The organism is Candidatus Poribacteria bacterium, from assembly GCA_028820845.1.
Taxonomy (GTDB): Bacteria; Poribacteria; WGA-4E; order WGA-4E; family WGA-3G; genus WGA-3G.
Map to the genome: position 1 here is coordinate 13934 of JAPPII010000030.1, position 15502 is coordinate 29435.

The following is a 15502-nucleotide window of genomic DNA, read 5'->3' on the forward strand; positions in this document are numbered from 1 at the left end:
GATCCAGATTCTAAGAATAAAATCGGTGCGGTTAGAAACCGCACCTACCTATTTTATAAGGTAACCGCTGATCGCTAATAGCGACAAAATGACACATATTTCGCTTTATGTGTTTTTTAGAAGACAAATTGTCACGTCAGAAAACATGCCAAATTGTCACGCATCTCCAGCAATCTATGCCGATATGGCACTTTTACCAATTGGCACGAAAATTGCTACTGTTAACAATGGCAGCAGAGATGTTTTTGTCAAATGGGGTTTGCAACGCGGAATTACCGCACTATTTCTTTTAACTTCATTGGAATATCTCACGCTAACGTGAAACAATATAGAGGCTTTGAAGCCTTAAACCCTAATTTTTTATGCCAGATACAAGGAGGAATCCACTAAGATGGCACTTGTACCCCTTGGCGATAGAATACTCGTCAAACGTTCAGACAACGATGAACAGACAACCAGCGGTGGGATCATTATCCCCGATACCGCTAAGGAAAAACCGCAAGAAGGCGAAGTCGTTGCTGTTGGAAGCGGCAGACTTCTCGACAGTGGCGAACGGCAACCCGTTGATGTCGCAGTCGGAGACCTCGTGCTTTTCGCTAAGTACGGCGGCACCGAAGTTACTTATGAAAATGACGAATATCTCATCTTGCGCGAAGATGATATCTTAGCCAAAGTTAACTAACGGAAAGGAGTTAAACACATGGCAGCAAAACAACTGGCGTTTGATGAAGAAGCACGGAGCGCGATTAAAAACGGCGTGGATCAACTCGCTGACGCTGTTAAAGTTACATTAGGCCCTAAAGGACGGAACGTCGTCCTTGATAAGAAATTCGGGGCACCGACGATCACCAAGGATGGCGTTACGGTCGCGAAAGAGGTCGAACTCGAAGATCCTTATGAAAATATGGGCGCGCAGATGGTCAAAGAAGTCGCCTCTAAAACCAGCGATGTCGCTGGCGACGGAACCACAACTGCAACCATTCTGGCACAGTCCATCTATCGTGAAGGTCTGAAGAACGTCGCTGCAGGACATAACCCGATGGCACTCAAGCGCGGTATTGAAAAAGCCGTCCACGCCGTCGTAGGATCCATCCAAGGTTTGAGCAAAGAGGTTTCCGAGAAGACCGAAATCTCGCAGGTCGCCGCGATCTCCGCGAATAACGACGGTGCTATTGGTGATCTCATCGCTGACGCTATGGAAAAGGTCGGAAAAGATGGGGTTATCACTGTTGAAGAGGCGAAGAGCCTTGAAACTACCCTCGATGTCGTTGAAGGTATGCAATTCGACCGTGGCTATCTCTCACCTTACTTCGTTACCGATCCCGATCGGATGGAAGCCGTTTTAGAAGATGCCGCGATTCTCATCCACGAAAAGAAAATCAGTAGCCTTAAAGACCTTGTGCCGGTCCTCGAACGCACCGCACAACAGGGCAAACCGCTGTTGATTATCGCTGAAGATGTCGAAGGTGAAGCACTCGCGACTGTCGTCGTCAACAAGATTCGCGGGACACTCCGCTGTGTCGCTGTTAAAGCACCCGGCTACGGTGATCGCCGTAAAGCCATGCTCGAAGACATCGCTGTCTTGACAAACGGACGCGTCATCTCTGAAGACCTCGGTATCAACCTCGAAAACATCACCTTAAACGACCTCGGCAGTGCCAAACGCGTCGTCATTGACAAAGACAACACAACTGTCGTCGAAGGCGCGGGCACAACCGAAGCCATCCAAGGACGTATCGATCAGATCCGTAGGCAGATTGAAGACACAACCTCCGACTACGACCGCGAAAAATTGCAAGAACGCCTCGCGAAACTCGCGGGTGGTGTCGCTGTGATTAACGTTGGTGCGGCAACTGAAGTCGAGATGAAAGAGAAGAAAGCGCGCGTTGAAGACGCTATGCACGCCACACGTGCCGCCGTTGAAGAAGGCGTTGTCGTCGGTGGCGGCGTTGCACTCGTCAGAGCACAAGCTGCGCTTGATTCACTCGAATTCGATGACCCGACTGAAGAGGTTGGTGCCTCTATTATCAGACGGGCACTCGAAGATCCGCTCCGTCAGATTGCGAAGAATGCCGGACAGGAAGATTCCGTCATTATCGCGAAGGTTAAAGAAGAAGGCGGAAACGTTGGCTACGATGCGCACCAGGAACGCTTCATTGATATGTTTGAAGCCGGTATCCCTGATCCGACGAAGGTCGTCCGGGTGGCGTTGCAGAACGCAGCAAGCATCGCAGCGTTGATGATTACCACCGAGACGCTCATTGCGGAACTCCCGGAAAAAGAAGCACCGGCACCGCCGATGCCTCCGGATGGTGGGATGTACTAAACCCTTCAAATTAACAAAAGGTGCGGTTTTTTACCGCACCTTTTTTCTTTATCTTGTTCATCCTAAAATCCTGATTCTGACAAACACCAACTTGTCATAATCCGGAGGGAACTGATTGCTGACTGCTGACCGCTGATAGCCCTTGTAACAACCGCTCACATTCCTCAAGCACCCGTGCCACTTCGATTGTGTGCATACACGGCGAGGTCCCATCTGGTAATGCCTGACACCCGTATTCAAATCCCAAATTCAGACACGGGCTGCACGGTAACTCCGCACAGACGACACCCGCCTTATGACTCCAAGGTCCCCATTGGGCGAAATTCGTCGGACCGTGCAACCCAACGACACGGGTACCCGCCGCCGCCGCAAGGTGCATCGGACCGCAGTTCCCGCTGACAACGAGAGTCGCCGCTGCAAAGAGTGCCGCAAGTTGATTAACGTCCGTCCGTCCGGCAAGCACTACTGATCGCTGTTTCGTCCACTTTGCAATTTCTTTAGAAACTTCTACCTCTCCCGGCGCACCCGTCAAAACAATTTGTCCACTGTACCGTGCGACGAGTGTGTTTGCCAAAGTGGCGTAACGTTCCGGGGACCAGCGTCGCCTCGGTTCACCGCGCCTCCCTGCTTCTGGGTGTAGCACAAAAAGGGGTTGTTCCAGTGAGATACCCTCTTCTACCAAGGTTTGATGCACCCATGTCTGTTCCACTTCGCTGTACCAGACTTCAAGCCCGAATTCAAGCGTTGAGCATCCCAATCGTGCTACAAGGTCTAAGAAGTTCCGAACCTCATGCCGTCCGGCGGTGTGTGGCACTGATGTTGTGAAGAGGAAATGGCGATATTGCCCGTGCGTCCGAAACCCAATCCGCATCGGGGCACCGCTTGCATAAGCGAGAAGCGCGCTCAATCGGGGCCAATGCTCCAGATCAATTGCCCAGTCGAAGCCTTCCTGTCGGAGCTGTGCAAACAACTCCCGTTCCGGCGTACGGAAACGGATACGTTTATCAATATACGGGCAGTGTGTCAAATAGTTCAGATTCGTTGGTGAGGCTAATATCGTGAATTCTGCGTTAGGAAAGGCGTGTCGGACAGCACGGATAGCAGGGATAGCCAGAATTGTATCACCCAATGCAGAGAGTTGAATGAATAAAATCTTTTTCGGTGTATCAGGTACCAGTGGGCGTGTAGGGAATAATCGGAGTAATAAATTGAGGGGAATGCCGAGATAACGGTCTAAGGACTGTTGAAGACGGTTCGACTGCATGACCTACAATATCCTAAACATGATTAACACCGCAGACTATGGCGATGCTGTGTCATACCCGTACAATTCGATCTCGGCGATGTCGGCGAGTGCCGTCGTCGGTCCGGTTATAAAATAGCGGTATCGTCCGCGTCGGATATTGCCGTCAGAGGTCTGCACGTTCTCCCGCCGCATCTGGACATTCTCACGTCTACGCGCCGCGTCCTCCGTTGTCCGCCGCACTACCACTTTAATACCTGATGTCATAACAACTTTGTTGAAGCGGATGTCGATGATTGGGTCTTTGTTGCTTCGGCGGTCGTAGATTTTATCCCACTCCCCACGGGAATTAAAGGCGTGAAGTTCAAACTCCTCAAGGTTCGTAGAGTGAATCACAATGCGATAGATTGACTTCTTTTCTGGAAGGTAAACAATCGCCTCTGATGGGATGTCGATGTCCGTTCCTGCGCTACCAGACCCCTGCTTGCGTTGGGATTGACCAATAGTTTCTGGGTTATCATCAATAAATGCCGGATCGCTTGCCGTTGCCCCCGGCAAGAGGGCGTAGTTCTCGCTCCACTTCTGTCCGAGGGTGCAACCCCAGCAGAAACACAATATCCCCAAGAGCATGTATTTGCAAGTGCTGAATCCGTTTAAGTTTCTGCTCACGGTTGCCTCCGGATTTGACTGTTCATCTCATCAATCTGTTTCAGAATGTCCTCTTTTGTGAGTGATCGCACCTTAAACTGTAGTTCCGTAAAGAAGGGCACCAAATCCTCACCCGCTGCTTTACTGAGATAATAAACAAGAAAACTCGTCCGCATTTTGCCCTCAAGTCTTTGGTGGAGCGCGTCGGCTTCCATCAACTCGAAAACCTTGATATAAAAATCGTTGCCGTACCGTTCGCGCAACTCAGAGACGAGGGTATAAGAATATCTATAGCGCCACTGCGTCAGGGGACCGCCATCGAGGTGGCCACCCCAGTTCTCCAATTGATTCACACCGTCGAGATCAACCCTTAAATCCCCTTTGAGGCTGTCAAATTTCGGATGTGTTCCACCCTGAGCATATTCTGTCTGAATTAGCACGGCGATGCCTTCGGAGAACCAGACGGGTAGGAAATAGATATTTGTAAAAGCGTGTGTCAACTCGTGTGCCCGGACGCCGTGCTTCTCATACATCGCCAGCGGAAAATCCATCTTAATCCCATTGACAAATTTCAGGTACCGCCCGTTCTGGAATCCGTAGCGATAGTTTGTTGTCGTCGTCGCGGCGAGTCTGGTGCCTTGATAGATGTCGTGCAACGTCACGTGGATTTTATGCTGCGGTCGGAAACCGAAAAGTCGGTTCATTGCGTCGTAGAGGCTCTCCATATAACCGAGGGCACTCCGAGCGAACGACTCACGCTCCTCGGCGGAGTCGAGTTCTGGATGCCCGTACAAATCTTTCGCGAAAGTCAGTGTGTAATGATCGCTCGTACTGTACAGCGCGTCGGGTTGTCTAATTTCGATTGTTGCATTCGAGGGTCTGAGCATCAGCGAACCGGCATTCCGCTCTTCGAGTATCCGTTTCTCACGACGTTGCTGTGCTTCCTGTAACGCCGTACAACCGTTGCCAACAAACGCGGCAATAAACAACACGACCGTAATTCGCATCCAGACTCGGTAGGCACGGTTTCCTAACCGTGCTGGGATCGAGAAAAAAAGGTTCTGACTATTTCTACGTTTCACGATTCGCCTCTCAAAGCGGCACGGCTCTTGATTTATCACCAATCCGCCGCATGGTAATATCTTGGACAAGCGTTGGGTCAGGTAGCCCTGTTTCAGCGAGTCGGTGTTCCAAGAACGCCTCCATATCGCCTTTCAGGCGTGCAACGACGATGTCCGCTTCCTCAGCAAGGTTGTAGACCTCGTCCGGATCCTCTTCAAGGTCATAGAGTTCCAAATCCGGCGTGTTGTAAACGGCAGGTGTCCCCCCTGTCTCAACAATCAATTTCCATTTTTGCGTCTGCCACCCGCGTTTTTTCATCCAACCGCATTCTGTGAGGTAGATAGCCTCCGTCGTTCCAGCGTCGCTCCCGTTCTCCATCAGGCTCCGCAGGCTGCTGCCCTCCATGTTTTCACGTTCTGCGATTGCTGTCAACCCCGCATAATCGAGGACCGTCGGCGCAATATCAGTGAGCCGCACGAGACCACCGAGCCGTTGCCCATCGGAAATAAGCGCGGGACAGTGAACGATTAAGGGAACATGACAGTTGGTCTCATACAACCCATGGTGGTCATACCAGAGTTCGTGTTCGTCAAGCTCCTCGCCGTGGTCTGCTGTGATGATGAGGAGCGTCTCCTCAAGTTGTCCGCAATCTTGTAGATATCGGAAGAGTTGCGCTAGACAAGCATCCATATAAGCAATCGAGGCATCATACTGAGCGTTGACATACCGCCTATCCCGCCAGAGCCGTTTCTTGGCGATGTTTTCTGGATCTGTCGGATCCGGCGTGCACATCCACTGTCGGAAGTAGTCCGTAAAGGGTTCATGAGCATAGACAGCGTCCATACTTCGATTGTTCGGATCACATTCGTCACCGCTGTAAAACATCCGTTCAAACGGGAGCGGCGGCAAATATGGGGTGTGTGGATCCCAGTAGTGCAGAAAAGCGAACCAAGGTTTATCCTGCGCTTGTGCGAGATCCAACAATTCTATTGCCGTTTCGTTAACCGCCTCCGCCTTACGAGCGTTCCGATAACTGTTATCCCATTGGTAGCCTCGGTAATGCGTTTCTGGAAAACCTCGCTGAAACCAACGTCGCAAATTATCCGCAGCGACGGTAAAGTAACCCGCCTCGCGCAACAACTCGGGCACAGTCTTTATATCGTCTGATAAGTCCAACGTCCCACCTTGTGTGATGATTTGGTGGGACAAGACATCCTTGCCAGTGAATATTGTTGTATGTGCGGGGTGCGTCGGGATGTGCGGACTGATACACTTCTCAAAAAGCGTCGCTCGTTCCGCAAGCGCGTCGAGATGAGGCGTTGTCAGATTGTGATGCCCGTAGCAACTCATACTCGATGCCCGCAGCGTATCTAATGAGATAAGGATGATATTACGCAAGAACGCTGTTCCTCCAATCGCGAGTCGCGAGTCGCGAACCGCTATTCGCTAATAGCTAATCACGAACTCCTAACCGCTGATGGTTAATCGCCTGCAGCGACCTCCGCTGTTGCGGTCTGTGCCTCACGGATCGCTTCACACAGATAGGTGATCCCTTCGGGGATATCGTCCACGTGGCAATAAGCGTACGCCAATCGGATCGCTTTCACTGGCGCGTTTGCGTAGTGGAAGGCACTCCCGTTGCTGAAACCGACCCCCTTCTCCGCAGTGAGTTCACGGAGTTTGTCAAGGTCTGTGGTCTCTGGTAGATCTATCCAGAGGAAGAGTCCGCCTCGCGGGCGGGTCCATGTACAGATGTCGCTCACATGCTTATCAAGTGTCTCCACCACAGCGCGACATTTCGCGCCTACAGCAGCATTCGTCTTTACAAGATGTGCTTCGAGGTGCTCCATAAAGAATTCGGCAACAATCGCGCTCGCCAGCGCGCTCGTCCCGCCGTCCCATCGGTTCTGATGGATTTGTCCGTAGTACGGTTCCCGCGCCACGAAATAACCTTGTCGGACCCCTGCGCCTAAGATTTTTGAGAAAGTGGCGATAAAAATCACACGGTTCGAGGTATCCAGTTTAAAGAGCGAAGCGGGTGTCGGGGTGGATGTAAAGTCGATGTCGCCGTAGCAGTCATCTTCAACAATGAGTGTGTCGTATGCCTTAGCCAATTCCAGCATCCGTTTCCGCCGTTCAAGCGAAAGGATCGCACCTGTCGGGTTCTGATGGTTTGAAGTCGTATAGATGAACGACGGACGGATATTCTTGCGTTTGAGTGCTTGCAGTTTGGATTCCAGATCGTCCATATCCATACCGTCAATATAGTCCATACCGACACCCTCAATATTGGCTTTGAAATGCCGCATAATCCCCAAGGTACCACTGTAGGTGTATTCCTCTGTTAGCACGGTATCTCCAGGATTGATGAGCGTTCCGAGCACCAATTCCAGTGCTTGCATAGAACCGGAGGTGATTGAGATGTTGTCTATCGGCAGTGGGACCCCTTCACGCCGTTCAAACCGCATAGATGCCAGTTCCCGTAGACCGCGATAGCCGGATTCACCGGGATAATTAACCAGATCGCCTCCCAACTTACGAAGTGCTTTTGCACTCGCCTCAATTAAACCTTCCGTCGGAAACGTATACGGATCCGGACGCCCACCTGTAAAAGCAAAGTCTTTCATAGTATACTCCTTTTTCTCAGCAGATGCCATATAAGCGTAATTATAACAGACTTATGAAAAAAAAACAATAAGGTGAATTCTGATTTTTGATTGCAACAAAGAATCGTCTATGATAAAATAAATGAACGCCATAAGGTGATGTAACTGTAAAACTTGCATTGGTGCCAAAGTGAGTTCGGTATGAAATAGAATACATAGGTCGGAGGTGCCCTTGAAAGCATTTCTGCGAAAACATCGAGAATTTTGGAAAACAGGAAAGACAAATTTTGCGCTTACCGTAGGTTTGAGGCTTGGAAGCCTCTTTTTCGGCTATGCTATTTATGAAGAGGTAGGGGCTGGATGGAAAGGATATAAATCGTTCCGTATCGTGCTAACCGATACATCAGTGTTTATCCCTGTTGGTGGATTAGTCGCTGGTGTTCTAACGCTCATAGGAGATTTAATGATGTTATGGTCAGATAGATCAGAGAAACGGATTCAAGAAGCCGCTGCCAAAGCCGCTGCCGAAGCTGCTGCCGAAGCCGCTGTCAAAGCTAGAGCCGAAGGCGTTGAGGAAGGCAAAAAGGAGCTCGCTCAAAAGGTCCTCGCTTGGAACCTTCGTCGAATAGAGGCAGAAAGAAGGAACGAGCCTTTTTACGAACCGCCTCCAACCGAGTAGTGTGTAGCCCGAAAAATACGGAAATGGCAACCCAAAACTCGCTCCGAAATCTCACATTTGAACCGATGTGCTTATCTGACCTACAACAGGTCCTGGACATAGAAAACGAATGCTTCGAGGACCCATGGAGCGCGACCTATTTTACACTGTCCCTGAAGCGACCGAGATCTTATGATTTTTTTTACGTTGCGCGGTGCGAAGACACCATCCTGGGTTACATCGTGTTCGCTGTTCTCTATGAAGAAGCGCATATTTTAAATATTGCAGTGCCAATTGCCTATCGCGGACAAGGTATCGGCAAATATCTCCTCGCTTCAGCTTTAGAGATGATAGCCGCACACGACGGACGCGAGGTCTTCTTGGAGGTCGCTGTCAATAACTTACCAGCACAATACCTCTACAGACAGTTCGGGTTCCGCATCTATGGCACCCGCAAAAACTACTACGGTCGTCATAAGGACGCTTACCTTTTTCGCAAAGGAGCACCAGAAACCGATGCTACTTAACATTTTAAGCCAGACCTTTTCAGCCACTGAAACCCTCTCACTCTCAACCCGCCGACAGGAGGCGCGGACGGCTGGCAGGAACGGTTGGCGTATCATTGAAGAAGAGGTCCACTGGAACCCCGCTGAAACGGCTATTGTCGTCGTTGATATGTGGAACGAACACTGGTCTTGGGGTGCGACAGAGCGCGTAAATGTGATGGCACCTCGGATGAACATCGTGCTTGGACGGGCAAGGGAAAGCGGCGTTCATATTATCCATGCACCCTCCGACACAATGGACTTCTACGAGGCGCACCCGGCGCGCCAATCGGTCTTAGCATTACCACATGCTCAACCGCCACCTGAACGGGAATTACCTGATCCACCCTTGCCTGTTGATGCCTCCGATGGTGGTTCAGACACCGGCGAAACCGATACCTACAAAGCGTGGCACCGGCAACATCCTGTCATTGAGATTGCTGACGCAGATGCCATCAGTGATAACGGACAAGAGGTCTACAATCTTTTTCATCACAAGGGTATTAAGAATATCATCTTCATGGGGGTGCACACCAATATGTGTGTCCTCGGACGCTCTTTTGCGATTAAACAGATGGTTCGTTGGGGTTTCAATGCCGTTCTTGCACGTGATCTCACAGATGCGATGTATAATCCGTTTAAGCCGCCTTATGTTAGTCACGAAGAAGGCACGCAGCTCATCATTGAGTATATTGAGAAATTCTGGTGTCCCACAATCCTCAGTGGTGATTTAACAACTCCGAAAGCCTAATCAACATTCCTTTGAATCTTCCCTTAAATAGGTAGGTGCGGTTTTTAACCGCACCGTTCTTCCCAACCTCACCGATTCTCCTTACTCAATCCATTTTCCCAATCATCTTGTAAATCCTGATTCTGATAAGAAAATAGCTGTTGGCAATTAGCAAATACCTACCACCTATACCCAATACCTACCCGATTACTGACCGCTGACAGCCGACCGCCATATAGTGATTTTAGTTGCAATTTGACGGGAAATGTGGTATCATACATAAAGAGTTAATGTGGTTAGAACCGATCATTCAAGTTAGAGGAGCTGCAAGTGGAAATATCTGTCTTAGTACTTAATGCAAGTTATGAAGCAATCAACGTTTGCAACCTCCGGCGTGCGATGAAAATGGTTTTCAAAGGCACCGCACAGACGGAAGAAGTCTCTGACCTTAAGATTCATTCACCCAGTGCTGCAATAAAAGTACCACATGTAATTCGTTTGGTGAACTACGTGCATGTCCCACGGAGTGTCGTCAAATTTTCACGGAAGAATGTCCTCGTCCGAGATCATTACACGTGTCAGTACTGCTATGGTGAGTTCCCAACAGCACAACTCACGCTCGACCATGTGATACCGATTTCGCGGGGTGGACAAACGAACTGGGAAAATGTTGTGACGGCGTGCAAGAAATGTAATAATAAAAAAGGAAATAAAATGCTCTACGAGACACAACTCACACTCGCACGCCAGCCCAAAACACCATCAATATTAACGTATTTACAACTCAACCGTCATTTTCGAGGATGCCATCCGTCGTGGAGAAAATATCTGTATCTCAATTGAATCATGCCAGATCCGAGAAAACTAAAAAAACGTTCGGAATTCCAGCGTGCCTATCAAGACGGCGGTAAGTATTGGAATCGCTATTTTGTGATATACGTACGACCGACAGGCTTCGAGCATTCTCGATTGGGGATAACCGTTAGCAAAAAAGTCGGAAACAGCGTCCAAAGGAATCGGGTTAAAAGATTAATTCGGGAGTCGTTTCGGCACTTATGTCCTCACCTACAGGCAGCTTATGATATCGTGGTTGTCGGTAGAACTGCAGCGACTCGGCTTAAATGTCAGGAAGCAGCAAACGCGCTCTGTAGTTTATTCCGAAGAGCCTCTATCTTGAATAGCGCGAATATCACCACAACGCCGTGACGCAGGAACCGAAGTAGCCGATGAGGAACACAGGCGTGTCAGACTGTCAGCAGCACTTGGAAGTTATGAATCAATGCGGGCACCAGCAAACGTGCCGCAAAACATATATGGCGGCTGTACTCGTCCAACCGATCCGTTTTTATCGCCGTTTCATTTCACCGCTGCTACCCCGTTCATGTCGTTTCTATCCCACATGTTCCCAATACGCACAGCAGGCATTAGAACGTTACGGGACGCTCAAGGGGACCTGGCTAACTCTTAAACGACTTTCAAAATGTCACCCATATCATCCGGGTGGCTTCGACCCGCTGAAATAGCGGCGTAGACACGCCACGTCGAAAACGGTTGGTCTCAGAAGTACACATAGATGAGGAGTACCTAATTTCAATGGGAGTACGTTATATTCTCGCACTCGTCCTAATGATTGCTGTCATGATTGGATGGAGCCTGTTTTTCGGTAACCGGTTTGCGCCCGAGCCAGACGAATCCGCAACGACCGAAACAGCCCCATCATCTGATACACGTCAAGTGCCACCCGATGACGCGACACAGACGGCACCCGACGGAACCGAGGCATCCGTCGATACAGATCTCTGGACTCCTTTACAGGAAAGCCCGGATGACGCAAAAGTTAGCGTTCACACCGATAGGTATAGTGTCGTGTTCAACGAAAAACTTGCAATTGCCAAAGTGTGGGAACTCAATCAGTTTCCAGACCGGACCGTTGACATCGATGAACCCCTGAACCTGATTCCAGAGAACGCGCTGAGCTGCCTCGCACTTCGCTTCGCAAATGACCAACTGCAACTCGACTTGCTTAATGCTTCATGGCGCGCGGACAAGCCTGAAATCGATCTCACAGCGGGCGAGGGTGTAGAAACACTCACTTTCCGAACAATCATCGCAGAAAAACTGCAGGTTGCCAAGCAGTTAACTTTCATCCCTGGCACCTATTTTGTTAATCTGGCAATTACCTTCCAAAATGTCTCTGATGAACCTTTACTTATGGGTGGAAATGAACCGGCGAATGGATATGAACTCCAATGGGGACGCGGTATCAACGCCGACCTCCTACCTCACGAAAAGAAAAGTGGGAAACGTGGGCGACGTGGTAAAGAGGGCGCGAAGGTTTACACCGGCGAAGGGAATCCTGTGCACAAACTTAAAGACGAACAGGCTTTAACGACTGTGCTTTGGGCAGGACTTGATAGTCAGTACTTCAGCGCGCTCATGATCCCTGACCCGGAAATCGCGGCAACATATAGACTCACAGAGACTCCCAATGCGAGTGCCGGTGCCGATGTCGCTGTCGTCGCACCCACAGAGACAGTTGGGCTCGTTGTTCCGGGTTTTTATCTTGCATCTCAGCAGAAAGCCAGTCACGAATTCCGGCTCTATGTCGGACCGAAAGACGACAAAATTCTGAAAACGATTGAGGCACCCAACGCGCCAGAACTATCGCTACATCTTTCCAAAGTGATTGACTTCGGATTCTTTGCCCCCCTTGTTTGGGGCATGCTCTGGCTATTCCAAGGATTTCACGCCGTCTTCAGAAACTATGGGCTCTCAATTATTCTGTTGACTGCCTTGGTGAAGGTTATCACTTATCCGTTTACCCGCAAGGCGCACGCCTCGATGAAAAAGATGCAGAAACTCCAACCCGAACTTTTGGAATTGAAGGAGAAATACAGGGACGATCCGCAGAAGCTTAACCGCGCCACAATGCGGCTCTACAAGGAAAATGGTGTCAATCCGCTTGGGGGTTGTATCCCGTGGCTTCCACAAATTCCGCTCTTCTTCGCACTCTTTTCGCTCCTTGGCGGCGCAGTAGAACTCCGTGGAGCACCTTTCCTGCTCTGGATTCAAGACCTTTCCGCACCCGATACTTTGTTTGAATTGCCCTTTACGATTCCGCTGATTGTCACACAGATAGATGCCGTTCGACTGCTACCTATCATCAACGGATTAACAACTTGGCTTCAACAGAAATTCGTCGGCAATATGACACCAACAACCGACAATACCCAAATGAAACTGATGCAATTCATGCCAATTATCTTTATCTTCATTTTTTACAACTGGGCATCAGGATTTGTATTGTATTGGTTGTGTAACAATGTGTTCACTATAGCACAACAGTATCTACAGAACCGAAGCGCGACGGACGAAGACCTATCGGGGTCTGCAGATACTAAAAAACGGAACACTTCCAAACGGAAATAGACTTAGTCCATAGTCATACCCCGCGTCAACGACTTCACTGCCGGAAACGTTTTATACGAGGAGGACTCAACCTATGCAACATTATATTCAAGCTGAAAGCGATACAGTGGAGGAAGCAATTGAACAGGCACTCAATGAACTTGAGGCGACTCGCGAGCAGGTTACAATTGACATCATCAGTGAACCCACAAAAGGTATCTTAAATTTCGGCGCGAAACCTGCCAAAGTCCGAGTAACAATGAAGCAAGATGTCTCTTCGGCACCCGACACGATTCTCAGAGAGTTGCTCAGCCGGATGGGAATTGGTGCCGAAGTGGAATCGGATTTCGTTGATGGCAGCACACATCTCAATATCCACACTGACAGTCCTGCCCTCCTCATCGGGAAGCATGGGCAGACGCTTGATGCTATTGAACGCCTCCTCAATTGCATTGTTAATAAAGCCTCTCTCGTAAAAAGGCGGGTTTTTGTTGACACCGAGGGTTACCGGGAACGCCGAGAAGAACGGCTCGTCGAAATGGCACACCAAATGGCGGAGCAGGTGAAGTATACCAACCGGGAGGTTGTCTTGGCACCAATGTCGGCGCGTGACCGCCGCATCATCCATGTCGCCTTAAGAGAGGATGATATTGTATCCACCTATAGTCAAGGCGAGGGAGACATGCGTCGGGTTGTCATCACAACTAATGGTTAATGGTTAATGGTAAAGAAAACGTCGTGGTAAGGGCGGGTTTTTCTAATAACTAAAGGTTTTAACCAACAACTACAAGCGAACCGCGAACCGCTAAAAAAGATGAAATTCCACGATACCATCGCAGCCATCGCAACAGCACGCGGCGAAGCGGGTATCGGCATTGTCCGAGTCAGTGGACCGCTCGCCCTGCCGATTGCTACCGATTTATTCCGATCTCCGCGGGCTGTATCTCCCGCACAACTACCGACGCATACGCTTACATACGGACACGTTGTAGATACTAACGCATCCGATGCCGTAATTGATGAAATTTTACTCGGCATCATGCACGCGCCAAAAACGTATACCGGAGAAGATATCGTCGAGTTTAATTGTCACGGTGGGATCCTTCCCCTCACGGCTGTATTGGACTTGGTAGTAAAGCAGGGCGCACGGCTCGCAGAACCGGGTGAATTCACAAAACGCGCTTTCCTTAACGGTAGACTTGACCTTGCACAAGCGGAAGCCGTCGCTGAACTCATCGCCTCGAAAACGGATCTGAGCCGAAAAATCGCAATAGAAGCACTCGCTGGGAAGCTTTCTGAGACTGTCAATCAATTCAATGACCGACTCGCAGCCCTGCTCGCAGAGATTGAAGCGTCTGTTGATTTTCCTGAGGAAGACCTTGATTTCATGAAGGTAGAGGCGCAGCTCGAATGTGCCCGCACCGTTCAGACAGACTTAACGGTGCTTCTTGAAACTGCCGATGAAGGGAGACTCATCTCGGAGGGTGTCAATGTCGCCATATTGGGTAAACCAAATGTCGGAAAATCCAGTTTACTTAATGCACTCGTTGGAACGGCACGCGCTATCGTTACAGATATCCCTGGCACGACACGCGACACAATTGAAGAGGCTATTAACATCAATGGTATCCCATTGAAACTTTTTGACACCGCTGGTATTCGACAGACGGATGATATTGTTGAACAACAAGGCGTTCAACGGAGCAAAGCCGTCTTAGACAAGGCAGAATTGTTACTCTTGATGTTCGACGCATCGCAACCTTTAAACGATGCCGATAGGGACCTCTTGCAGACAGCACAATCGCAGAAAGCAATTCTTATCTTGAATAAGACAGACCTACCGGTTGTGACATCAATGGCTGCATTACTGACGCACTGCCCAAAAAAGCGGATCGTTGAGACAGTGATCCCCCAAGGTAAAGGACTCGAGGCACTAAGGACCGCTATCTCTGAGGAACTGCTTGGTGATAAGTTCGTTGTCGGGGAATCGCCGATTGTGACCAACGCACGCCATCAGGACGCACTCAGGCGTGCACACAATGGACTCAATTATGCGATAGAGAGTCTCGCGAACGGTATGCCTCCGGAACTCGTTGCTGTCGATTTGCGAATCAGTCTTGATGCCCTGGGCGACATCGTTGGCAAGACGACAACGGAAGATATTCTCGATAGGATTTTCTCTCAGTTCTGTGTCGGGAAGTAATATTTGTCGAGGCGAAGGAAAAAATGAACTTTTATCGTGGTATGGTGTGACTGTTCTCTGCGGACGAGTAGAG

General features: G+C 49.7%; 17 protein-coding genes. 12 read left to right on the plus strand and 5 right to left on the minus strand.

All coding sequences use genetic code 11. The features are described 5' to 3' along the window. Positions 1-145: 145 nt before the first annotated feature. The 3 genes from OXN25_07355 (at position 146) to groL (ending at position 2326) form a co-directional block, all read left to right on the plus strand. A complete protein-coding gene (locus OXN25_07355; protein ID MDE0424666.1) occupies positions 146-322 on the plus strand; it encodes a hypothetical protein in 177 nt (58 codons plus the stop codon). Positions 323-391: 69 nt separating this feature from the next. Next, positions 392-682, plus strand: coding sequence for a co-chaperone GroES (groES, locus tag OXN25_07360; protein MDE0424667.1), 291 nt, complete (start codon positions 392-394; stop codon positions 680-682). An 18-nt stretch (positions 683-700) separates the two neighbouring features. Further along, entirely contained in the window at positions 701-2326 is a 1626-nt protein-coding gene (gene groL, locus OXN25_07365) for a chaperonin GroEL (protein MDE0424668.1), read from the plus strand. 94 nt (positions 2327-2420) lie between these two features. On the opposite strand, the gene OXN25_07370 is transcribed toward groL, so the two are convergent. The 5 genes from OXN25_07370 to OXN25_07390 form a co-directional block, all read right to left on the minus strand. Beyond that, a complete protein-coding gene (locus OXN25_07370; GenBank protein MDE0424669.1) occupies positions 2421-3590 on the minus strand; it encodes a glycosyltransferase family 9 protein in 1170 nt (389 codons plus the stop codon). A gap of 36 nt (positions 3591-3626) precedes the next feature. Next, the gene (locus OXN25_07375) at positions 3627-4238 is read right to left on the minus strand and encodes a hypothetical protein (GenBank protein MDE0424670.1); all 612 of its coding nucleotides are present in this window, start codon (positions 4236-4238) and stop codon (positions 3627-3629) included. Beyond that, positions 4235-5299, minus strand: coding sequence for a hypothetical protein (locus tag OXN25_07380; protein MDE0424671.1), 1065 nt, complete (start codon positions 5297-5299; stop codon positions 4235-4237). Before OXN25_07380 ends, OXN25_07375 begins: the two co-directional genes overlap by 4 nt. Before the next feature lie 10 nt (positions 5300-5309). Then, on the minus strand, positions 5310-6677 hold the full coding sequence (locus OXN25_07385) for a sulfatase-like hydrolase/transferase (protein ID MDE0424672.1): 1368 nt from the start codon (positions 6675-6677) through the stop codon (positions 5310-5312). 83 nt (positions 6678-6760) lie between these two features. Beyond that, complete coding sequence (locus OXN25_07390) at positions 6761-7906, minus strand: PLP-dependent aminotransferase family protein (protein MDE0424673.1); 1146 nt, start codon at positions 7904-7906, stop codon at positions 6761-6763. 211 nt (positions 7907-8117) lie between these two features. On the opposite strand from OXN25_07390, the gene OXN25_07395 reads away from it, so the two are divergent. From OXN25_07395 to mnmE, 9 genes are all read left to right on the plus strand, one after another. After that, complete coding sequence (locus OXN25_07395) at positions 8118-8564, plus strand: hypothetical protein (GenBank protein MDE0424674.1); 447 nt, start codon at positions 8118-8120, stop codon at positions 8562-8564. A 23-nt stretch (positions 8565-8587) separates the two neighbouring features. Then, positions 8588-9070 (plus strand): ribosomal protein S18-alanine N-acetyltransferase, encoded by a 483-nt coding sequence (gene rimI / locus OXN25_07400; protein MDE0424675.1) that lies wholly within the window; start codon positions 8588-8590, stop codon positions 9068-9070. Continuing rightward, the gene (locus OXN25_07405; protein ID MDE0424676.1) at positions 9060-9839 is read left to right on the plus strand and encodes an isochorismatase family protein; all 780 of its coding nucleotides are present in this window, start codon (positions 9060-9062) and stop codon (positions 9837-9839) included. Before rimI ends, OXN25_07405 begins: the two co-directional genes overlap by 11 nt. Before the next feature lie 309 nt (positions 9840-10148). Continuing rightward, positions 10149-10661 (plus strand): HNH endonuclease, encoded by a 513-nt coding sequence (locus tag OXN25_07410; GenBank protein MDE0424677.1) that lies wholly within the window; start codon positions 10149-10151, stop codon positions 10659-10661. Between the two features lie 3 nt (positions 10662-10664). Beyond that, positions 10665-11024, plus strand: a complete 360-nt coding sequence (gene rnpA / locus OXN25_07415; protein MDE0424678.1) for a ribonuclease P protein component — start codon at positions 10665-10667, stop codon at positions 11022-11024. 107 nt (positions 11025-11131) lie between these two features. Next, the gene (yidD, locus tag OXN25_07420) at positions 11132-11341 is read left to right on the plus strand and encodes a membrane protein insertion efficiency factor YidD (protein ID MDE0424679.1); all 210 of its coding nucleotides are present in this window, start codon (positions 11132-11134) and stop codon (positions 11339-11341) included. Positions 11342-11411: 70 nt separating this feature from the next. After that, positions 11412-13247, plus strand: coding sequence for a membrane protein insertase YidC (gene yidC, locus OXN25_07425; protein ID MDE0424680.1), 1836 nt, complete (start codon positions 11412-11414; stop codon positions 13245-13247). A gap of 73 nt (positions 13248-13320) precedes the next feature. After that, a complete protein-coding gene (locus OXN25_07430) occupies positions 13321-13941 on the plus strand; it encodes a protein jag (protein ID MDE0424681.1) in 621 nt (206 codons plus the stop codon). Positions 13942-14040: 99 nt separating this feature from the next. Beyond that, complete coding sequence (gene mnmE / locus OXN25_07435; protein MDE0424682.1) at positions 14041-15429, plus strand: tRNA uridine-5-carboxymethylaminomethyl(34) synthesis GTPase MnmE; 1389 nt, start codon at positions 14041-14043, stop codon at positions 15427-15429. Positions 15430-15502: the final 73 nt, after the last annotated feature.